Source organism: Shewanella sp. 10N.286.51.B2, assembly GCF_041469265.1.
GTDB lineage: Bacteria > Pseudomonadota > Gammaproteobacteria > Enterobacterales > Shewanellaceae > Shewanella.
This window is the reverse complement of sequence record NZ_JBFRKH010000044.1, coordinates 1-16,083: the sequence shown is the minus strand read 5'-3', so window position 1 is coordinate 16,083 and position 16,083 is coordinate 1. Positions and strand designations below refer to the sequence as shown.

Annotated in this window: 11 protein-coding genes; 6 read left to right on the top strand and 5 right to left on the bottom strand. The window is 40.7% G+C overall.

The window, feature by feature from the left end; genetic code table 11:
- Positions 1-275: 275 nt before the first annotated feature.
- On the top strand, positions 276-692 hold the full coding sequence (locus AB4140_RS12145) for a MarR family winged helix-turn-helix transcriptional regulator (protein ID WP_102436521.1): 417 nt from the start codon (positions 276-278) through the stop codon (positions 690-692).
- A 183-nt stretch (positions 693-875) separates the two neighbouring features.
- Here AB4140_RS12145 and AB4140_RS12140 read toward each other — a convergent pair whose 3' ends face one another.
- The 5 genes from AB4140_RS12140 to AB4140_RS12120 all read right to left on the bottom strand — a co-directional run bounded on the left by AB4140_RS12140 (position 876) and on the right by AB4140_RS12120 (position 8,256).
- Positions 876-3,983: an efflux RND transporter permease subunit gene (locus AB4140_RS12140; protein ID WP_372001084.1), complete on the bottom strand. Its 3,108-nt coding sequence runs from the start codon at positions 3,981-3,983 to the stop codon at positions 876-878.
- Positions 3,980-5,332 (bottom strand): efflux RND transporter periplasmic adaptor subunit, encoded by a 1,353-nt coding sequence (locus AB4140_RS12135; RefSeq protein WP_102476259.1) that lies wholly within the window; start codon positions 5,330-5,332, stop codon positions 3,980-3,982. The genes AB4140_RS12140 and AB4140_RS12135 overlap by 4 nt, the downstream gene beginning before the upstream one ends.
- Position 5,333: 1 nt before the next feature.
- Entirely contained in the window at positions 5,334-6,002 is a 669-nt protein-coding gene (locus AB4140_RS12130) for a TetR/AcrR family transcriptional regulator (protein WP_372001082.1), read from the bottom strand.
- 384 nt (positions 6,003-6,386) lie between these two features.
- Entirely contained in the window at positions 6,387-7,544 is a 1,158-nt protein-coding gene (locus AB4140_RS12125; protein WP_102476260.1) for an iron-containing alcohol dehydrogenase, read from the bottom strand.
- 22 nt (positions 7,545-7,566) lie between these two features.
- On the bottom strand, positions 7,567-8,256 hold the full coding sequence (locus tag AB4140_RS12120; protein ID WP_102476261.1) for a type 1 glutamine amidotransferase domain-containing protein: 690 nt from the start codon (positions 8,254-8,256) through the stop codon (positions 7,567-7,569).
- 212 nt (positions 8,257-8,468) lie between these two features.
- Between AB4140_RS12120 and AB4140_RS12115 the strand changes: the two genes are divergently transcribed.
- From AB4140_RS12115 to AB4140_RS12095, 5 genes are all read left to right on the top strand, one after another.
- Positions 8,469-9,389, top strand: coding sequence for a LysR family transcriptional regulator (locus AB4140_RS12115; protein ID WP_102436509.1), 921 nt, complete (start codon positions 8,469-8,471; stop codon positions 9,387-9,389).
- 274 nt (positions 9,390-9,663) lie between these two features.
- Positions 9,664-10,092 (top strand): DUF2057 family protein, encoded by a 429-nt coding sequence (locus tag AB4140_RS12110; RefSeq protein WP_102476263.1) that lies wholly within the window; start codon positions 9,664-9,666, stop codon positions 10,090-10,092.
- 388 nt (positions 10,093-10,480) lie between these two features.
- Entirely contained in the window at positions 10,481-11,671 is a 1,191-nt protein-coding gene (locus tag AB4140_RS12105) for a class I SAM-dependent rRNA methyltransferase (RefSeq protein ID WP_102436505.1), read from the top strand.
- A 755-nt stretch (positions 11,672-12,426) separates the two neighbouring features.
- A complete protein-coding gene (locus tag AB4140_RS12100; RefSeq protein WP_372001079.1) occupies positions 12,427-14,787 on the top strand; it encodes a fatty acid cis/trans isomerase in 2,361 nt (786 codons plus the stop codon).
- A gap of 821 nt (positions 14,788-15,608) precedes the next feature.
- Positions 15,609-16,083 (top strand): reverse transcriptase domain-containing protein (locus tag AB4140_RS12095; protein ID WP_372001077.1); only part of this gene is annotated, 475 nt, incomplete at its 3' end.

Sequence of the window (16,083 nt, the reverse complement as noted above, 5' to 3'; positions counted from 1 at the left end):
AGCAAGCTGTTGTATAACAAAGCAGCTCCGCAAGGGTTTACTGACCTTCACGTTAACAAGCTTAATAAGTATAAAGATAAATAATATCAGTACTTAAGCCTGTTGATGTTAGTCACATCCGTTAGTGATAGCACCAATGATTAGTAGCAATTACATTTTTAGGGCAACATTGATTAACTTGGTTAGTTCTTTTACGCACCAGCCACCAAGTATTTTATGTTGATGATTAACTTTTGCGCTTAACTAAGGATTGATGAGCCTGTAGGAGTGGTTATATGAAACGATACGAAAGCCTATATTATCAAATCTCGCATCTTAATCTTACGCTGCAAAACGAGCTAGATGAACGCTTAAAACGTTACCAACTTGACGTTAAGCTTTGGCCTGTGCTGTTTTCACTGTGGCAAGAAGAGGGCATTAGCCAAACTGAACTGTCTAAAGTGTGTGATGTGGCTAATTACACTATGACTAGGCTATTAGATCAACTGCAAGTACAGGGTTATATCACTCGCCATCAAGAGTCTGATAACCGCCGCGCCTTTCAGATTTTTTTAACTGATGCCGGTAAGGCCTTAGAGCAAGATCTTATTGGTGAAGCTGAGTGGGTTAATCAAAAATGCCTAAGTGGCTTATCCTATGAAGAGCAACAAACTTTCATGAGATTATTAAATAAAATCAATAAGCCAGATTAACATCATTGTTTGGGGCTTATTGATCGTTAGGCTAAAGCGCCAACCTATAGCTAAAGCTTCTAGCTCTTTCATATATCTACACATGTAAAAATAACCCGCTAGCCATTAATACAGCTTGCGGGTTATTTATTAGCCATTATTTTTAGCTTGTAACTTTGTCTGAGAGCTATAGCCTAGTAAGCACTAGGCCTCTAAATCCTCGTGTTTATGGACTAAATTAAAATCTGCTAACACCGCATACGCACAGGGAATAATAAACAGTACCAACAAGGTTGAGGTAAATATTCCAAACACAATTGATATTACAATGGGTTTTACAACCTGCGCTTGTAGCGAGGTTTCTAACAGTAATGGCAATAGTCCAGCAGCCGTGGTCAGTGAGGTGAGAAATACTGCTCTGAACCTGTCTCGAGACGCTTTAATTACCGCTTGCTGAATATCATCGCCAATATCTACGTGATGGCGGATATATTGCACCAACAAGATGGAGTCGTTAACCACAATACCCGCTAAAGATACAAAGCCAAGAATTGATGGCATTGATAGATTATGGCCTGTGAGTAAATGGCCCCAAAACACACCTATGAGTGCTAAAGGAATGGCTAACATCACCACAAAAGGTTCTAAATAGCTTCTAAATTGAAAACTTAAAATCGCAAATAATCCAAATAAACCGATAATAAAACCCTGTAAGAAAGAAGCGCCAGTCTTAGCGGTTTCTTTGGCTGCGCCTTCATAATCAACTTTTAGTCCCGGATACTTTTGGCGTAATTCATTAGCGTATTCATTTTGCACTTTGGCGACAATTTCGCTGCCATTGGCTTTGGCATTATCTATGTCAGCCATAATGGTTACAGTGCGCTGACTTTCAATGCGCTGAATACGTACATAAGATCGTTCAAAGTCTAATGTTGCTACTGCGCTTAATGGTATCTGATTACCGTTACTTAACATGATTGGGAAGTTAGCTAACGCTTGCAGATTACCTGCTTGCTGTTTATTCAACCTGACTTGTATTTCGATGTTTTCAGGGCCTGATTGCACATCATCTGCGGTTTGGCCAAAGTATGCCGCACGCAGTTGCGATGCTACCATCTCACCATCAACACCATAATTTTCAGCGCCATCTTTTAATTTTACCAGTACTTCTTCTTTGCCTGGGCGCATGTCATCTAAAATGCCATTAACCCCAGAAAACTGACTTAAGTAAGATTGCAAATCAACGGAGGCCAGTTTTAACGTGGCTAAATTATCATGCTGCAGTCTGACTTCAACATCACGGCCAGCAGGGCCCATACTCGGTTGTTTAAATACCAAGGATATGGGCTCTGCAATATCACCACTGGCGCTGCGCCATGCTGAAATGAAGTTATCAATCAGGGTTTCGCGGGTTTCAGCTGATAACAAATCTAATCTTACCGTTGCCACATGTGGGCCTTGTTCGCCCGCATCCGCATTGACATTATATTGCTCGGTAACGTAGCGGATGAGATTCGACTGTTCGCCATTTAGTTGCGTTAATTTATCGCCAACGGTATTGGCTGCGGCAACCAAGTGACTAACGACAGTTTTGGTTTGCTCTAAAGTGGAACCTGGTGGCAAAATGATTCTTGCTTCAGCAATATCGCCATCGAGTTCAGGAAAGCCGACAAATTTTACCGCGCCACCTGCCACTAAGGCAAAAGACAGCATTAAACCGCCAAGTGTAAGCCCAAGGCTGGCATAGCGCCATTTCACCACAAAGGTAACGGCATTAACTAAGGTGTTGTTTTTGAAGTGTTCAAACTTTTCTAAAAAGACCCGTTTAAACTTTAACGGTGGTTTCTGCTGTTTATTAGATTTTAGCGAGTGACTTAAGTGATTCGGTAAAATCAAGAATGCTTCAATTAAGCTCACACTTAAGACCATGATTAATACCAGTGGCACCACCGACAATACCGCGCCCATTTGCCCGTCTAACCACAATAAACTGCCAAAAATAAACACTGTGGTTAAAAATGATGAAAATACGCCTGGGGCGACTTTATTTACCCCTTGGATCACCGCCTCATTGGTGGGCAAGCCTTTTTCAACATGGGCAGCAACGGATTCGGCAATAACAATGGCATCATCCATCATAATACCAATGGCCATTAGTAAGCCGACTAGGCTCATAATGTTGATTGACACGCCAAACATGCTCATTAAGAACAGGCCGCCCATAAAGGCTACAGGTAAGCCCGCTGAAACCCAAAACGAATAGCGTAACGAGAAAAATAACCACATCGAAAAGAACACTAAGATGATCCCTTGCCAACCATTTCGCAGCAGCATTGATAATCGGTCTTGCAGTAGTGAAGATAAATCGTTGGTTAAGGTTAGGGTCACGCCATCGGGGGCTATAAGCCGTTCTTGTGCGATAAACTCAGTGACTCTGGACTTAATTCTTAAGGCATCATCGGCTTTGTTTTTTTGCACTTTAAGCATGGCCGCAGGTTGGCCGTTAAAGATGGTATGTTCTTCCTCAAGCTCAAATAAGTCGGTGATGGTAGCAATGTCGCCTAAGGTAACCACGCCGCCTTCAGTATTAGAGGAAACGATGATTTTACTGAGGTTATCAGGGGTGATTTGTCGTTCATCAAAACGGATCAACAGGTTTTTATCAGAAAGCTCGATACTGCCAGCGGGCATTTGGACATTTTGCCTGCCCACTTTATCAGCTATTTCGGCTACTGTTAGCCCTAAGCGACGAATATCCGCTTCGTTTAACTCGACTCGTATTTGATGATCTGAAAAGCCAGACACGCTCACTAAGCTCACGCCCGCCTCGATTTTTAACCGTCGCTTTAAATCCTCAGCATAGGATTTAAGGTGTGGCAAGCTGGCATCTGCAGCGATGGCAATATCTACAACCGGTTCAGCCCAATCAAGCTCTTTGACCGTTGGTGGGTCAATTTGCGCCGGAAAGTCTTTAATGGCGTTAATTTCGGTTTGAATATCAACCAAACTGCGGCCAATGTCGGCTTCGCCATTAAGTTTTACCGTCAATGATGCAATCCCTTCTTGGGCGTCACATTTCACTTCTTCGATATTACTTAAGCCATCAATGGCATCTTCCATACGCAGGCACAGGCTTTCTTCCACTTCTGCTGGAGATGCGCCGGGGTAAACCACACTGGCGATAATGTAAGGCGGACTAAATTCAGGAAAGGTTTCACGTTTAATGTTACCAATACTGCTTAAGCCCATGACAAAAAATGCCAACATCATTAAGTTAGCAATGGTGGGGTGACGAGTGAAAAAATTAATCACAGTGCCTGCTCCTCGTCATTCGCTAGATCACTTGTTACTGGGGTAGTGGTTTCGTTCGCTGTTGATAATTTAAGCCCCATGCCATTAATGGCAGGAATTAAGTCATTGGTAACCACACGGTCATTTTGGTGAATATCGCCTTTAATGGCGACGCCATTGTCGGTTCTAAATAGCACTTCAACCTGTTTAATAACCAGCTTGTTGTCTTGATCCATTAAATAAACTTGCTCACCATGTAAGGCTTTTTCTGGGATAACGTAATGCTCTGAGGGATAACCTTTAATATAGGAGGTGACAAACATGCCCTTGGTTAATGGCGGTTTAGCTAACAAATTCATTTGGTTGAAATCTTGATCAACTTCAAGATAAAAACCTATCGTCGCTTGATCTGGGTTTATGGTATCGGCAACGCGAGTCAATTTAGCTTGCCATTGGTGTAAGGTTTTACCCATATTGACCGTGATATGAGTGTCAAAATTAACTTTTTCAATTGAAGGTAATGCAGAGGTATCTCTTGGCAGTTCATTAATTGAATGAATTAAGGTTTCGGCATCAAATAATGACAATTCAGCCTTTATTTCAACTGCACCTAATTGATGGGCCTCGAACAACACAGCGCCATTGGTGACGGCTTGAGCTTGCTCAATGTTGACCTCGGCAATGCGTGCATCAAAAGGCAAAGTAAAGCGAGTATTATTGAGTTGACGTTGGGCATCTTCCAGTAAAGCTTGATTAACCTTAACTTGCGCCGCAGTGACTTTTTTATCATCAGGCAACAAGCTTAAGCTGCTGGTTAAGTCTTGCACTAAGTTACGCTGGGCCAGTAAAGCTTGTTTTTGGGTTTCAAGTTCTGATTTTGAGATCAAGTTTTTCTTATTTAACGATTGTTTACGTTTATATTCTTGATCAACTAAGGTCAGTCGTTGGCGCTCAATTTCTATGCTTGATTGTAAGTTTATTTCTTGCTGATTTAGCTGTACTAACTGCGCTTGAGCTGAATTATAGTTAGCTTCAGCTTGAGCAAGTTTTAGTTGGTATTCAAGAGGGTCAATGGTTAACACTAAGGTGCCAGCCTTGATCAATCTGCCCGTTTCAAGCTCAGGGTGGCGATAAGTAATTTTGCCGCCCACTTCGGCAATGCCTTGCCAGATATGCTTTGGAGCCACACGACCATAGGCTTTGATCACAGGTTGTACGGGTTGTTTTGTCAGGCTAATAACATCGACCAGGCGTGATTTATCATGGTTGGGTTGCAACTCTGGTGACGAGCGTAATGATATCGCAGCGATAAAGATGATAATACCGGCGATGATGCCTGGAAAAACATAGCGTCTTTTTAACGGGGTCATGTTAAGCGTCCTGACTGAGTTGAGATTCATTGGCAATAAGCCCATGACGTAATATTTGTGCATTTTGCTTAGCTAAATGCTGTAAAAATTCTGCTGAGGTTTTAATATTCAAAGCTTGTTTAAATATGTCAGGCATTAAGAATGGAAATACCATTAAACTAATAAAACTCATTTTGGCACACATTGGATCAATACCTTGCTGTAGACGGTTTTGCTGATGCATCTTTTCAAAAATGGTTAACCTATTTTTCGGGAGTAAACTCAATAAATTGGCTTGCAGCTCTTGGTTTTTCTTGGTGGTTTTAAGGCTGGCGGTGCGAAATATGAGTTTCGGAAAATCTGGGTTTTGACTCATAATTTTATAAAAGGCCAGTAATATTTTTTCTGGTGAATCTTGAGTCGATTTTTCCTTGGAATTATTTAATTGGGCATGAACTGGCTCAATGGTTTCCTTGAGCATTTCGGCAAAAAGCCCCAATTTAGATTGAAAATAATAGCGGATTAAACTTGCATCCACTTTTGCTTTAGCAGCAATGGCTCGAATAGAGACTTTATCGTAATCATTATCGACAAATAAAGTTTTTGCTGCATTGATAAGTGCGCAGCGATTATCTGCTTTGACAGCTGGCCTACCGACTGGCTTTTTAACTGGCATTATTTTTTTAGGCATAAATTCAACACAGCTTTGAAGATACTTAGCGTATCCATTAATTCATTAAGTGTAGAATATGGTAAAGCAATGCAGCGGATTGTTTTAGTGAATTAATTCTTCAATATTCATCATCTGATGAATTATTTAACTAGATCACAAATACAAGCGCTAGTGAAGGCTGGGATTAGCGGAATAGCTATTTACTGCCATGAAGTCAATGATTAAAGCTACAAGTCGAAGCATAATTTTACCTATAAAACCACTTGGCAAACTTAGTGGTTTTATTTTGCAAAGAAGCAAAGAAGCAAAGAACAGTGAGCTATTAAGAGGAAAGATAAAAACTGCCATTAAAAAAGGCTAGCAATGCTAGCCTTTCATCTAAATGGTCAATTGAGTTATAGATCAGATCGCAGTGGTGAGAATTTCGCGGCTTACTGCTAAGTCAATATCGCCATGTTCGCCAAGTTTAGTCATGCCATGGCTTTCAAGTGCAGCAACTAATACGTCAACTTGCTCTGCACCAAGATCAATATCACTTAGGCGTGTAGGGACTTGCATTAACTTAAAGAAGTTTTCGGTAGCCTCAATAGCTTGATCAATTTTTTGCTCATCGCTACCTGTTGTGATGCCAAATACACGTTCAGCATACTGAACTAATTTTGCATGTTTTTGCTCACGACGCACTTTCATTACCGCAGGAAGCACGATTGATAAGGTGCGCGCATGATCAATACCATGGCTTGCTGTTAGTTCATGGCCAATCATATGTGTAGACCAATCTTGTGGTACACCGGCGCCAATCAAGCCGTTAAGCGCCATAGTGGCAGACCACATGATATTAGACCTAATCTCTAAATCGTCTTTTGTTTCAGCAGCAAGGGCTTTAGGGCCTTCTTCAATTAAGGTTTGTAGTAAACCTTCACTGAAACGGTCCTGTACTTTAGCGTTTACATCAAAGGTTAAATACTGTTCCATGATGTGGATATAAGCATCAACAACACCATTACCAATTTGACGGTCTGATAAAGATAAAGTGACTGAAGGATCAAGCACTGCAAATAACGGACGTACTAATGGGCTACCAAAAGGCAATTTATTACCATTACGAGTAATAACAGAGCCGCCATTTGATTCAGAACCCGTAGCAGGTAAGGTTAATACGGCACCAATAGGTAATGCTTGTTCAATTTTGGCGCCTTTTGCGACGATATCCCAAGGGTCATCACCTTCAAATTTCGCAGCAGCAGCAATAAATTTAACCCCATCGACCACTGAGCCGCCACCGACTGCTAGCAAGTAATCGATGTTTTCAGCTTCAATGATGGTTTGTGCCTTCATTAACGTATCGTATTGTGGATTAGGCTCAATACCTGAAAACTCAAACCATGTGTGATCTTTGAGCGCATCAGACACTTGCTGATAAACACCATTTGATTTAATGGAGCCGCCGCCATAAACAACTAATATTTTAGCTGATGTTGGAATTTCCTTTGAGATGGCGCTAATTTGGCCCTCACCGAAATGAATTTTAGTGGTATTTTGGAATGTAAAATTAAGCATGAGAATATCCTAAATAACGAATTTATGACTCAGTGATCTGAGCAACTAATTTTTGTGCTGTTAATGATGAGCTTGCAGGATTTTGGCCTGTAATAACTAGCCCATCTTGAACTGAAAACGCATGCCAGTCAGCTGCTTTTTGGTAATCTGCATCACGTTTTAGTAATTCATCTTCTAATAAAAAAGGAACTACATCAGTTAATTGCACAGCATCTTCTTCACTATTTGTAAAACCAGTTACCGCTTTACCTTTTACAAGGTACTGGTCATCTTGTTTTACGTTAAGTAACGCTGCCGTTGCATGACATACCGCAGCAACAGGTTTGTTTTGAGCAATAAATTGCGCGATTAATTTAATAGAGTCTGCATTATCTGTTAAGTCCCACAGTGGACCGTGACCGCCAGGATAAAATACCGCGTCGTAATCACTGGCATCAATATCAGCTAATACGTTGGTGTTAGCCAGTGCCATTTTAGCTTGGCTATCGTCATCAAAGCGCTGAGTGTCAGCGGTTTGAAAGCCTTCTAGTTCACTGCTTGGATCAATCGGTGGTTGTCCGCCTGCTGGCGATGCGAGGGTGATTTCAAAACCTGCATCTAAAAACACATAATATGGAGCTGCAAATTCTTCGACCCAAAAACCAGTTTTGTTACCCGTGTTGCCTAGTTCTGAATGAGAGGTAAGCACCATTAATACTTTTTTCTGTGTCATTTTAAAACCCTTTTATTTTAGTTATTACGGCAAGTACAAAGCTTGCATAAGTTCTGATGTAGAGTGATTCAAAAGAGAAAGTCATTATCTCTTTGTTGAAAGTGGCTACAGTATAGAAAGCCAATTAGCATCTGACAATGCAGATATAATTGACTTCATTGTTTAAATAATTGATACAATATTCCAGTAAATAAACTCTTGGATATTAAAATATGAATGTGTCATTTGAGCAGTTGAAAAGCATGGTGGTGTTTGCCCAAGTTGTTGAACAGGGCAGTTTAAGCGGCGCAGCAAAGCATATTGGTCTTTCAAGGGCGGTAGTGAGTTATCACATAAAAAAGCTTGAAGCGCATTTAGAGGTAAGACTGTTAAATCGATCTACTCGAAGTATTAGTTTGACCGAAGAAGGTGAAGCCTATTATCAATCTTGTAAAGTGATAGCCGATCAAGCTAACACGGCCAACAAGCAAATTGAGAATATGAAAAGTGAGCCTATGGGTTTGATTAGGATCACCTGTCCTGTCAACGCTGGCTTAGAAACCATAGTACCAGCCCTTAATGAATTTAAACGTTTGTACCCAAAAATTGAACTTGATGTGATGTTAACTGATGAAATCGTTAATATTATCAATCAAGGCATTGATCTAGCTATTCGTGGTGCGCCTTTGGTTGACTCAGGCTTACAGGCAACTAAATTATGTGTGCTCAAAACTTGCCTATGTGGCTCGGTTGAGTATTTTAATAAATACGGCAGGCCAGAAACCCCAGCTGATTTATCCAGCCATGACTGGGTGATGTATAAACCACAAAAAAAAGTGCTGCATCTTAATAAGGGTTCACGCTCATTTAGTATTGAAATGAAAGGCTCAATTACCACCAATAACGCCTCAGCGCGTACCGCATTCATTGAAGGCGGCCATGGGATAGGGCGAGTGCCAACCTATGATGCTTGGCCAAAAGTGAAACAGGGCAGTTTAGAAACCGTATTGGATGATTATCAATTTAGTGACATTACCATTTATGGGGTATTTCCACCCGGGGCGACAGACTCTAAAAAAGTGCGCTTATTGCTAGATTTCTTAAAAGCGTACTTTGATAAAAAAATACGTAATCTTGAGCAATCGATTTTGTGAGTTGAAGCCTATTAGGTAAATCTGCAGCGATGTTTAACGATATTAAAATTTTGATAAACATTTAAGTGTTGATCAGATTTTATTATTGTTTGTGATGTTGATTATCAACAGGTTTTATTTTTTAATGATTGTATTGTTCGTCTTCAAATAAATTAAATAGTGTATTTGTGAAATTTTTTATGACGGCATTAGGTCTAATTAAATGACCGTTGTGAAAGCACAGTTGCTAGCTTGAATATAAGTGACATTAACTATTAATTTATTGGAGTTGAACATGAAGACTAAATTAACATTAGCGATTGCTATGGGATTATTACTCAGCAGTTTTACAGCCCAGTCCGCCAGCATAACCTTTCATGACGATCTTGATGTCGATAGCGTTAATGGTGTTATTGTAGAGTTTCAGCGTGAGGTAGACTTAGGCCAAGGGCTACATTTGTTAGAAATTAGCTATAGTGATTTATTTCAAGATAATGCCGATGACTCAGGTTATTGGGTAAAATCAGAGCCGCTATATTTAAGACTCGATGTACAGGGCAGTGAAACATATCATTTAGACATACCAGAATTGTATTCTGCAGATGATGCCAAAGACTTTCTACAAAACCCGATTATTTCATTAACCACAGATGGTAATAATTATAAAGATATTACCTTATTAAGCCAATCTCAATTATTTACCCTGTTATTACATCAAAAGTAATGGTTAATATTTTGTCATTGCAATTTGCTGTTTCAATTTTCAAATTATTTAAAAACGCTATTGAATTTATTTTAACTAGCGTTTTTTGGGTTGTAAATTTAAAGGAGAATAATGATATAAAAATGAGAGAGCTCATATTTGATCTGTAAATATAAACAAGAAAATAACCTAATGACTGCTTACACTCGGTAAAATATAATCAGCCGTGTATAAATTTAGCGATGCTAGACATCATCTTAGTAACATCATCTTAGTAACATCATTTTAGCAACATCATCTTGCTTTTTAATCCGTTAAAGCCTGCTATACGCTATATTTTACTATTGTTTCTTGCGTTCCTTTCTGAGGATCCTTATCATCCGTATCCCAATTTGAAAAAGGCAACATCATGGCTATCAGAATCAAGCTTAGACCAAAGCGTGAGAAATCACTTGAACGTAAACACCCTTGGGTTTTTGCAAGTGGTATACACAATATTAAAGGAAAACCACAAGCTGGTGAAACTGTTGATGTTGTAGCCCATGATGGTCATTGGTTAGGTCGTGGTGCTTGGTCACCAGAGTCGCAAATTCAAGTGCGTATTTGGAGCTTTGATAAAGAAGAAGCTATCGATAGAGACTTTTTTGTTCGCCGCATTCAACGAGCCCAAGCAGGCCGTGAAGCATTAATTGCTGAGCAGGGTTTAACCGGTTACAGACTGGTTGCTGCTGAGTCAGATGGACTGCCTGGCATAACCATTGATAAATACGCTAATGTATTAGTGTGCCAGTTACTTAACACGGGCGCAGATTACTGGCGTGATACCTTAGTATCAGTCCTCGCTGAGCTTTATCCTGATTGCGCTATCTATGAGCGCTCAGATGTTGACTCTCGTAAAAAAGAGGGGTTAAAGCCGGTAACGGGTTTACTTCATGGTGAGCTGCCAGAAATGCCAGTGATCATTGAAGAAAACGGCATTAAAATCGCAGTTGATGTCACTAAAGGTCATAAGACCGGCTTTTATTTAGACCAACGTGATAACCGCAATATTGCTGCCAGATTTGTAAAAGACAAGTCAGTACTTAACTGTTTTTGTTACACCGGCACCTTTGGCTTATACGCCGCTAAAGGCGGCGCATCGAGCATTGAAAACGTTGATGTGTCGGCGTTAGCGTTAGATACCGCCCGTAAAAATATGCAAATCAATGGCTTTAATGATGACCATGTTAATTACCATGAAGCTGATGTATTTAAGCTATTACGCCAGTACCGTGACGAGGGTAAAACCTTTGATGTTATTGTATTAGACCCACCAAAATTTGCCGATAATAAAGCCCAACTAAACGGTGCTTGTCGCGGATACAAAGATATCAACATGATTGCGATGCAGTTATTAAATCCAGGCGGCATTTTACTGACATTCTCTTGTTCTGGGCTGATGCCTGCGGACTTATTCCAAAAGGTTGTGGCAGATGCAGCCTTAGATGCCAAGCGTGATGTACAGTTTATTGACCGCTTAAGCCAAGCCAGCGATCACCCAATCGGTAGCGGCTTCCCTGAAGGATTCTATTTAAAAGGCTTAGTTGCTAGAGTCTGCTAATTTTACACCATTTGCGCTGAAGCTTGCTTCAGAGCTGGGGATTTAAGGCTACTTTCTGGTAGCCTTTTTTTATGCCAAAAATAACTTGAAGTAGGCAGATATTAAGGTCAGACTTTTTGTCTTCACAGCAGCATCTTGAATCATAAGATATGATTCAACTAACCAATAAAAAAGTTAGACTTTTTATCTGCCCTCAGTGGTCTTTTCACTTAAAAATACGCTGGCTTTAGAATGCGTAAAACCCTATCACTTATATAACACTTGTTTATGCCTGGGTTCGCTCTGTGATGATCTGCTCAATTTTACTAGGCTATTACTGTGTTTATTGATAGCACAGTATAACTAGACTACTTTTAGGCTAGGTTTTGTCGTTCTGGACCTCGATATGTTCGAGATAAATTGATATTGAACTAGCTTGTTAGGCCATATAGGCGCATATTCAATAAACCCACGCCAAGTGATTGAAGGAGTGGCAAATTACTCGCTATGACAGAATGAGATAGAGATAACTCATTGGTGACAAGCCATACCAACCCAAGCAGCAAAGGTTAAACTCAATAACAAAATATTTCTATTCAAATTCATTTCTTATCATTGATTAATTGAATCGCTGAATGAGATGGGAAAGATTATTCCTGAAGCAACAGCAAATTTTTTGCCACAAAACCATCAATAATCATTTGATGCAAACGCAACAAACCAAGAGGTTGCCAATTGACTATGTATAATTTTTTTTGAAGTACTACAGCCGCACAATGGTAATTTTTCTTTGTGTTATCTTGTCAGGTTGCGCGATTTTTGTGGGTTTTAATTACGATAAGTTATACGGTAAAGCGCAGCCCCAACAGCGCATGGTAGAAACAAACTCAGTTCAAGCTCAAAGCTATATTAATGATGTTAAACCTATAATCGATAACCGATGTGTTGTCTGCCACGCTTGTTACGATGCGCCTTGTCAACTTAAGATGTCATCCGCTGAAGGTATAGACCGTGGAGCGAATAAAGATAAAGTGTACCAAGGTACGCGGTTACTTTCTGCAAATACTACTCGCATGTTTCTCGATGCCCAAACAACGGCGCAATGGCGTGATAAAGGCTTTACTCCAGTACTGAATGAACGCTCACAATCACCAGCAGCCAATATACAAGCCGGTGTTATTGCGCGAATGCTACTGTTAAAACAAAGCCATCCTTTACCAACTGAAGATATACTTGATGACTCGTGGGACTTCTCCCTTGATCATAATCAACAGTGCCCATCGATTGAAGAAATGGACAGCTATGAAGAGGACTTCCCTAAATGGGGGATGCCTTATGGCTTACCGCAAATATCAAACAATGAAAATAATATATTGTTGCAGTGGCTTTCGAAAGGCGCACCAATGACAGCTGTCGCTCCTCCTTCAAGCAATGAACTTACAGCGGTGCAGAAATGGGAAACATTCCTTAATAAAAAATCATTAAAACAACAACTGTCAAGTCGCTATATATTTGAACATTTGTTTGTTTCACATTTATATTTCGAGAACGAGGACATTGGCCCGCAAGGGGTACCGACCTTTTTTAAATTGGTTAGATCGAAAAGCGCCCCAGGGGAAGTCATCGATGTCATCGCAACACGTCGACCTTACGATGATCCAAAGACAGATTCTTTTTTCTATCGCTTAGAGCAAGTGCGCGAAACCATTGTCGATAAAACACATATGCCATATGCACTTAGCGATGAAAAGCTTGAGCGTATAAAGTCATTGTTTATTGAACCCAATTATACAGTTAGCGCTTTACCAAGCTATAAACCATCAGTTGCTGCAAATCCGCTTATCGCCTTCACAGAATTACCCGTAGAGGCGCACTATAAGTTTATGCTTGATAATGCGCAAAATACCATTATGGCGTATATAAAAGGCCCGGTATGTCGAGGACAGCTTGCACTTGATGTTATTAATGACAGATTTTGGGTGTTTTTTGTCGACCCTGATATGTCTAACCTCTCACAATTAAATGAATTTTATCGCTCACAGGCCGACAACCTGACCCTTCCTGCTGAGGAGGAAAGCAATACTTTGCGACCGGTTAGTAATTGGATTAAATATGCTAGACAACAGGGCCGCTTTCTTCGGGCTAAAAATGCATTCTTGGAAGAAGAATTCGAAAATAATGAGCACTTAACCACTCAGCTTATTTGGGACGGCAATGGTACGAATGCTAATGCTAGCCTAACGGTATTTCGCCATTTTGATAATGCATCAGTCGTGAAAGGCTTAATCGGTGAGCAACCTAAAACCGCTTGGGTTATCAGTTATTCGTTATTAGAGCGCATTCATTACCTGCTTGTGGCTGGTTATGATGTCTATGGTAATTTTGGCCATCAATTAATTACTCGCATGTACATGGATCTTCTTCGCATGGAAGGTGAGTCGAACTTTTTAACCTTGTTACCAACGAAAAACCGTCACCAAGAGCTTGCTGATTGGTATCAAGATGCAAGTCTGTATTTAACAGATCATCTTGAAGGCAATATCAATGAGTTCAGTAAACCCACAGAAGTTATTTATACGACAAACGACCCTAAGCATGAATTATTGCAAATGCTCAAACAGCGAGTCGCAAAGGTAACGCCAACTCGTTATGCACTTGAGTCAACCCAGCTTTCAGATGAGAGTAAGGCGCACCTTCAAAGGATTAATCATCTACAAGGGGAAAATGCATCTATATTCCCTGAACTTACTTATATTGTGATTGAAGCTGCAGATACCTCTGTTGAACCTCAGCTTTTCACCCTAATAAGAAACAGTGCCCATAAAAACATCTCTAGCTTATTTGATGAAGAATCCAACCGGCTATATAAACGCGATAATGTGACACTGGTTAACGGCCTACTTGGAAGTTACCCCAATGCTTTTTGGCGCGTAAAAGAAGCTGAGCTGCCCGCATTAGTCGCTCAAGTACTCAAGGTTAAAACCAATGGGGATTACAAAAGGTTATTAGATAACTATGGCGTTCGAAGAACTGACCCTTCTTTTTGGGCATTTAGTGACATATTGATGACGCAATACAAAAAAAATCATCCAATAGATGCAGGCATACTTGATTACAATCGAATTCAAAACAGATAATCATATTAGCGATGAAAGATAATTAGCTTCAATATTACTAGTATTCTTGTATATGATTTTAAAATAATTTAACTGTTGTTTCCGAGAAATTTGTTATCAATTTAACTCATCATTTTGTTTGAGTGGCCAAGGGGGAATGGTCACTCATTTAGAACCGAGCCAAGCTTTATTAGTCCGCGTTGATTTGTTTGTGTACGCCCAGCATGGGCATGAACTAATGAGGTGAAAGTCCTCTGTAGGAAGATCACCGTTACTCTTTCTAAAAGAGAATAACATACTGTTATTAAACGTTAACTACTAGCGAATGGCAAGGGCTTATCCGCGAGGATTGGTCTGAAGGAAGCCGCTAGCACTTTTTTCTCGGTAACTGGCGAGCTTATGAATAAGAACATCATATGAGGCGTAGGCTAGAGATGAGTTGGCAGGGTCTGCCCCGCGAAGCAAGGGTACAAGACGACGAAATCACGTGATCTAATGGCCACCGTAAATGATGCAGCAGTGCAAAGAAAGTTCATGCTCCTTCTCTACCAATAAAGAGTGGGGAGATCTGCTTAACTCGCGATCGGTAATTAACCAGTAAGGCTCTGGTTTATAAGTGCCTTGGCTTTTCAGCGCCATCGACTGAAAAGAGCGAATCAGATGGAAACCGATAGCGCATGACGGGGTAACTCGGCGTGTGATTAAGCAGAAGTCAGCAGACGGCATACGACTGCATGGATGCAGGAGGTAGAGCAACGCAGGAGCAGTTGCCGAGTAGCCCAACGCCCATCGTAATGGATGGTACATGGTGAAGGCCTGAACATTTAGAAGAAGGAGGAGTCTTGTCAAACTTGTCGATACCCACTACGTCGCCAGACGATTACTATCAGCAGCGTATTGATCTGCAACCGGCCTTCAACAGCGATTTATTCCAGCAACTACTCGAACCTGAGAATTTACATCGAGCTTGGCGGCAAGTTAAAGCCAATAAAGGCGCGGCTGGTATCGATGGTATGACTATCGAAGCCTTCCCGATTTGGATGCAACAAGGCGGTTGGCAACAGTGTAAAACTCAACTTGAGCAAGGTAAATATCTACCCTCAGCGGTCAGGCGTGTAGAGATCGATAAACCCGATGGCGGTAAACGCAAATTGGGGATCCCGAACGTCATTGACCGTGTCATACAGCAAGCGATAGCCCAAATACTCACTCCACTGTTTGACCCATTTTTCTCGGATAATAGCTTTGGCTTTAGGCCGAATAGAAATGCCAAACAAGCGGAACTGCAAGTTAAGGGTATCATCAAACAGAAACGTA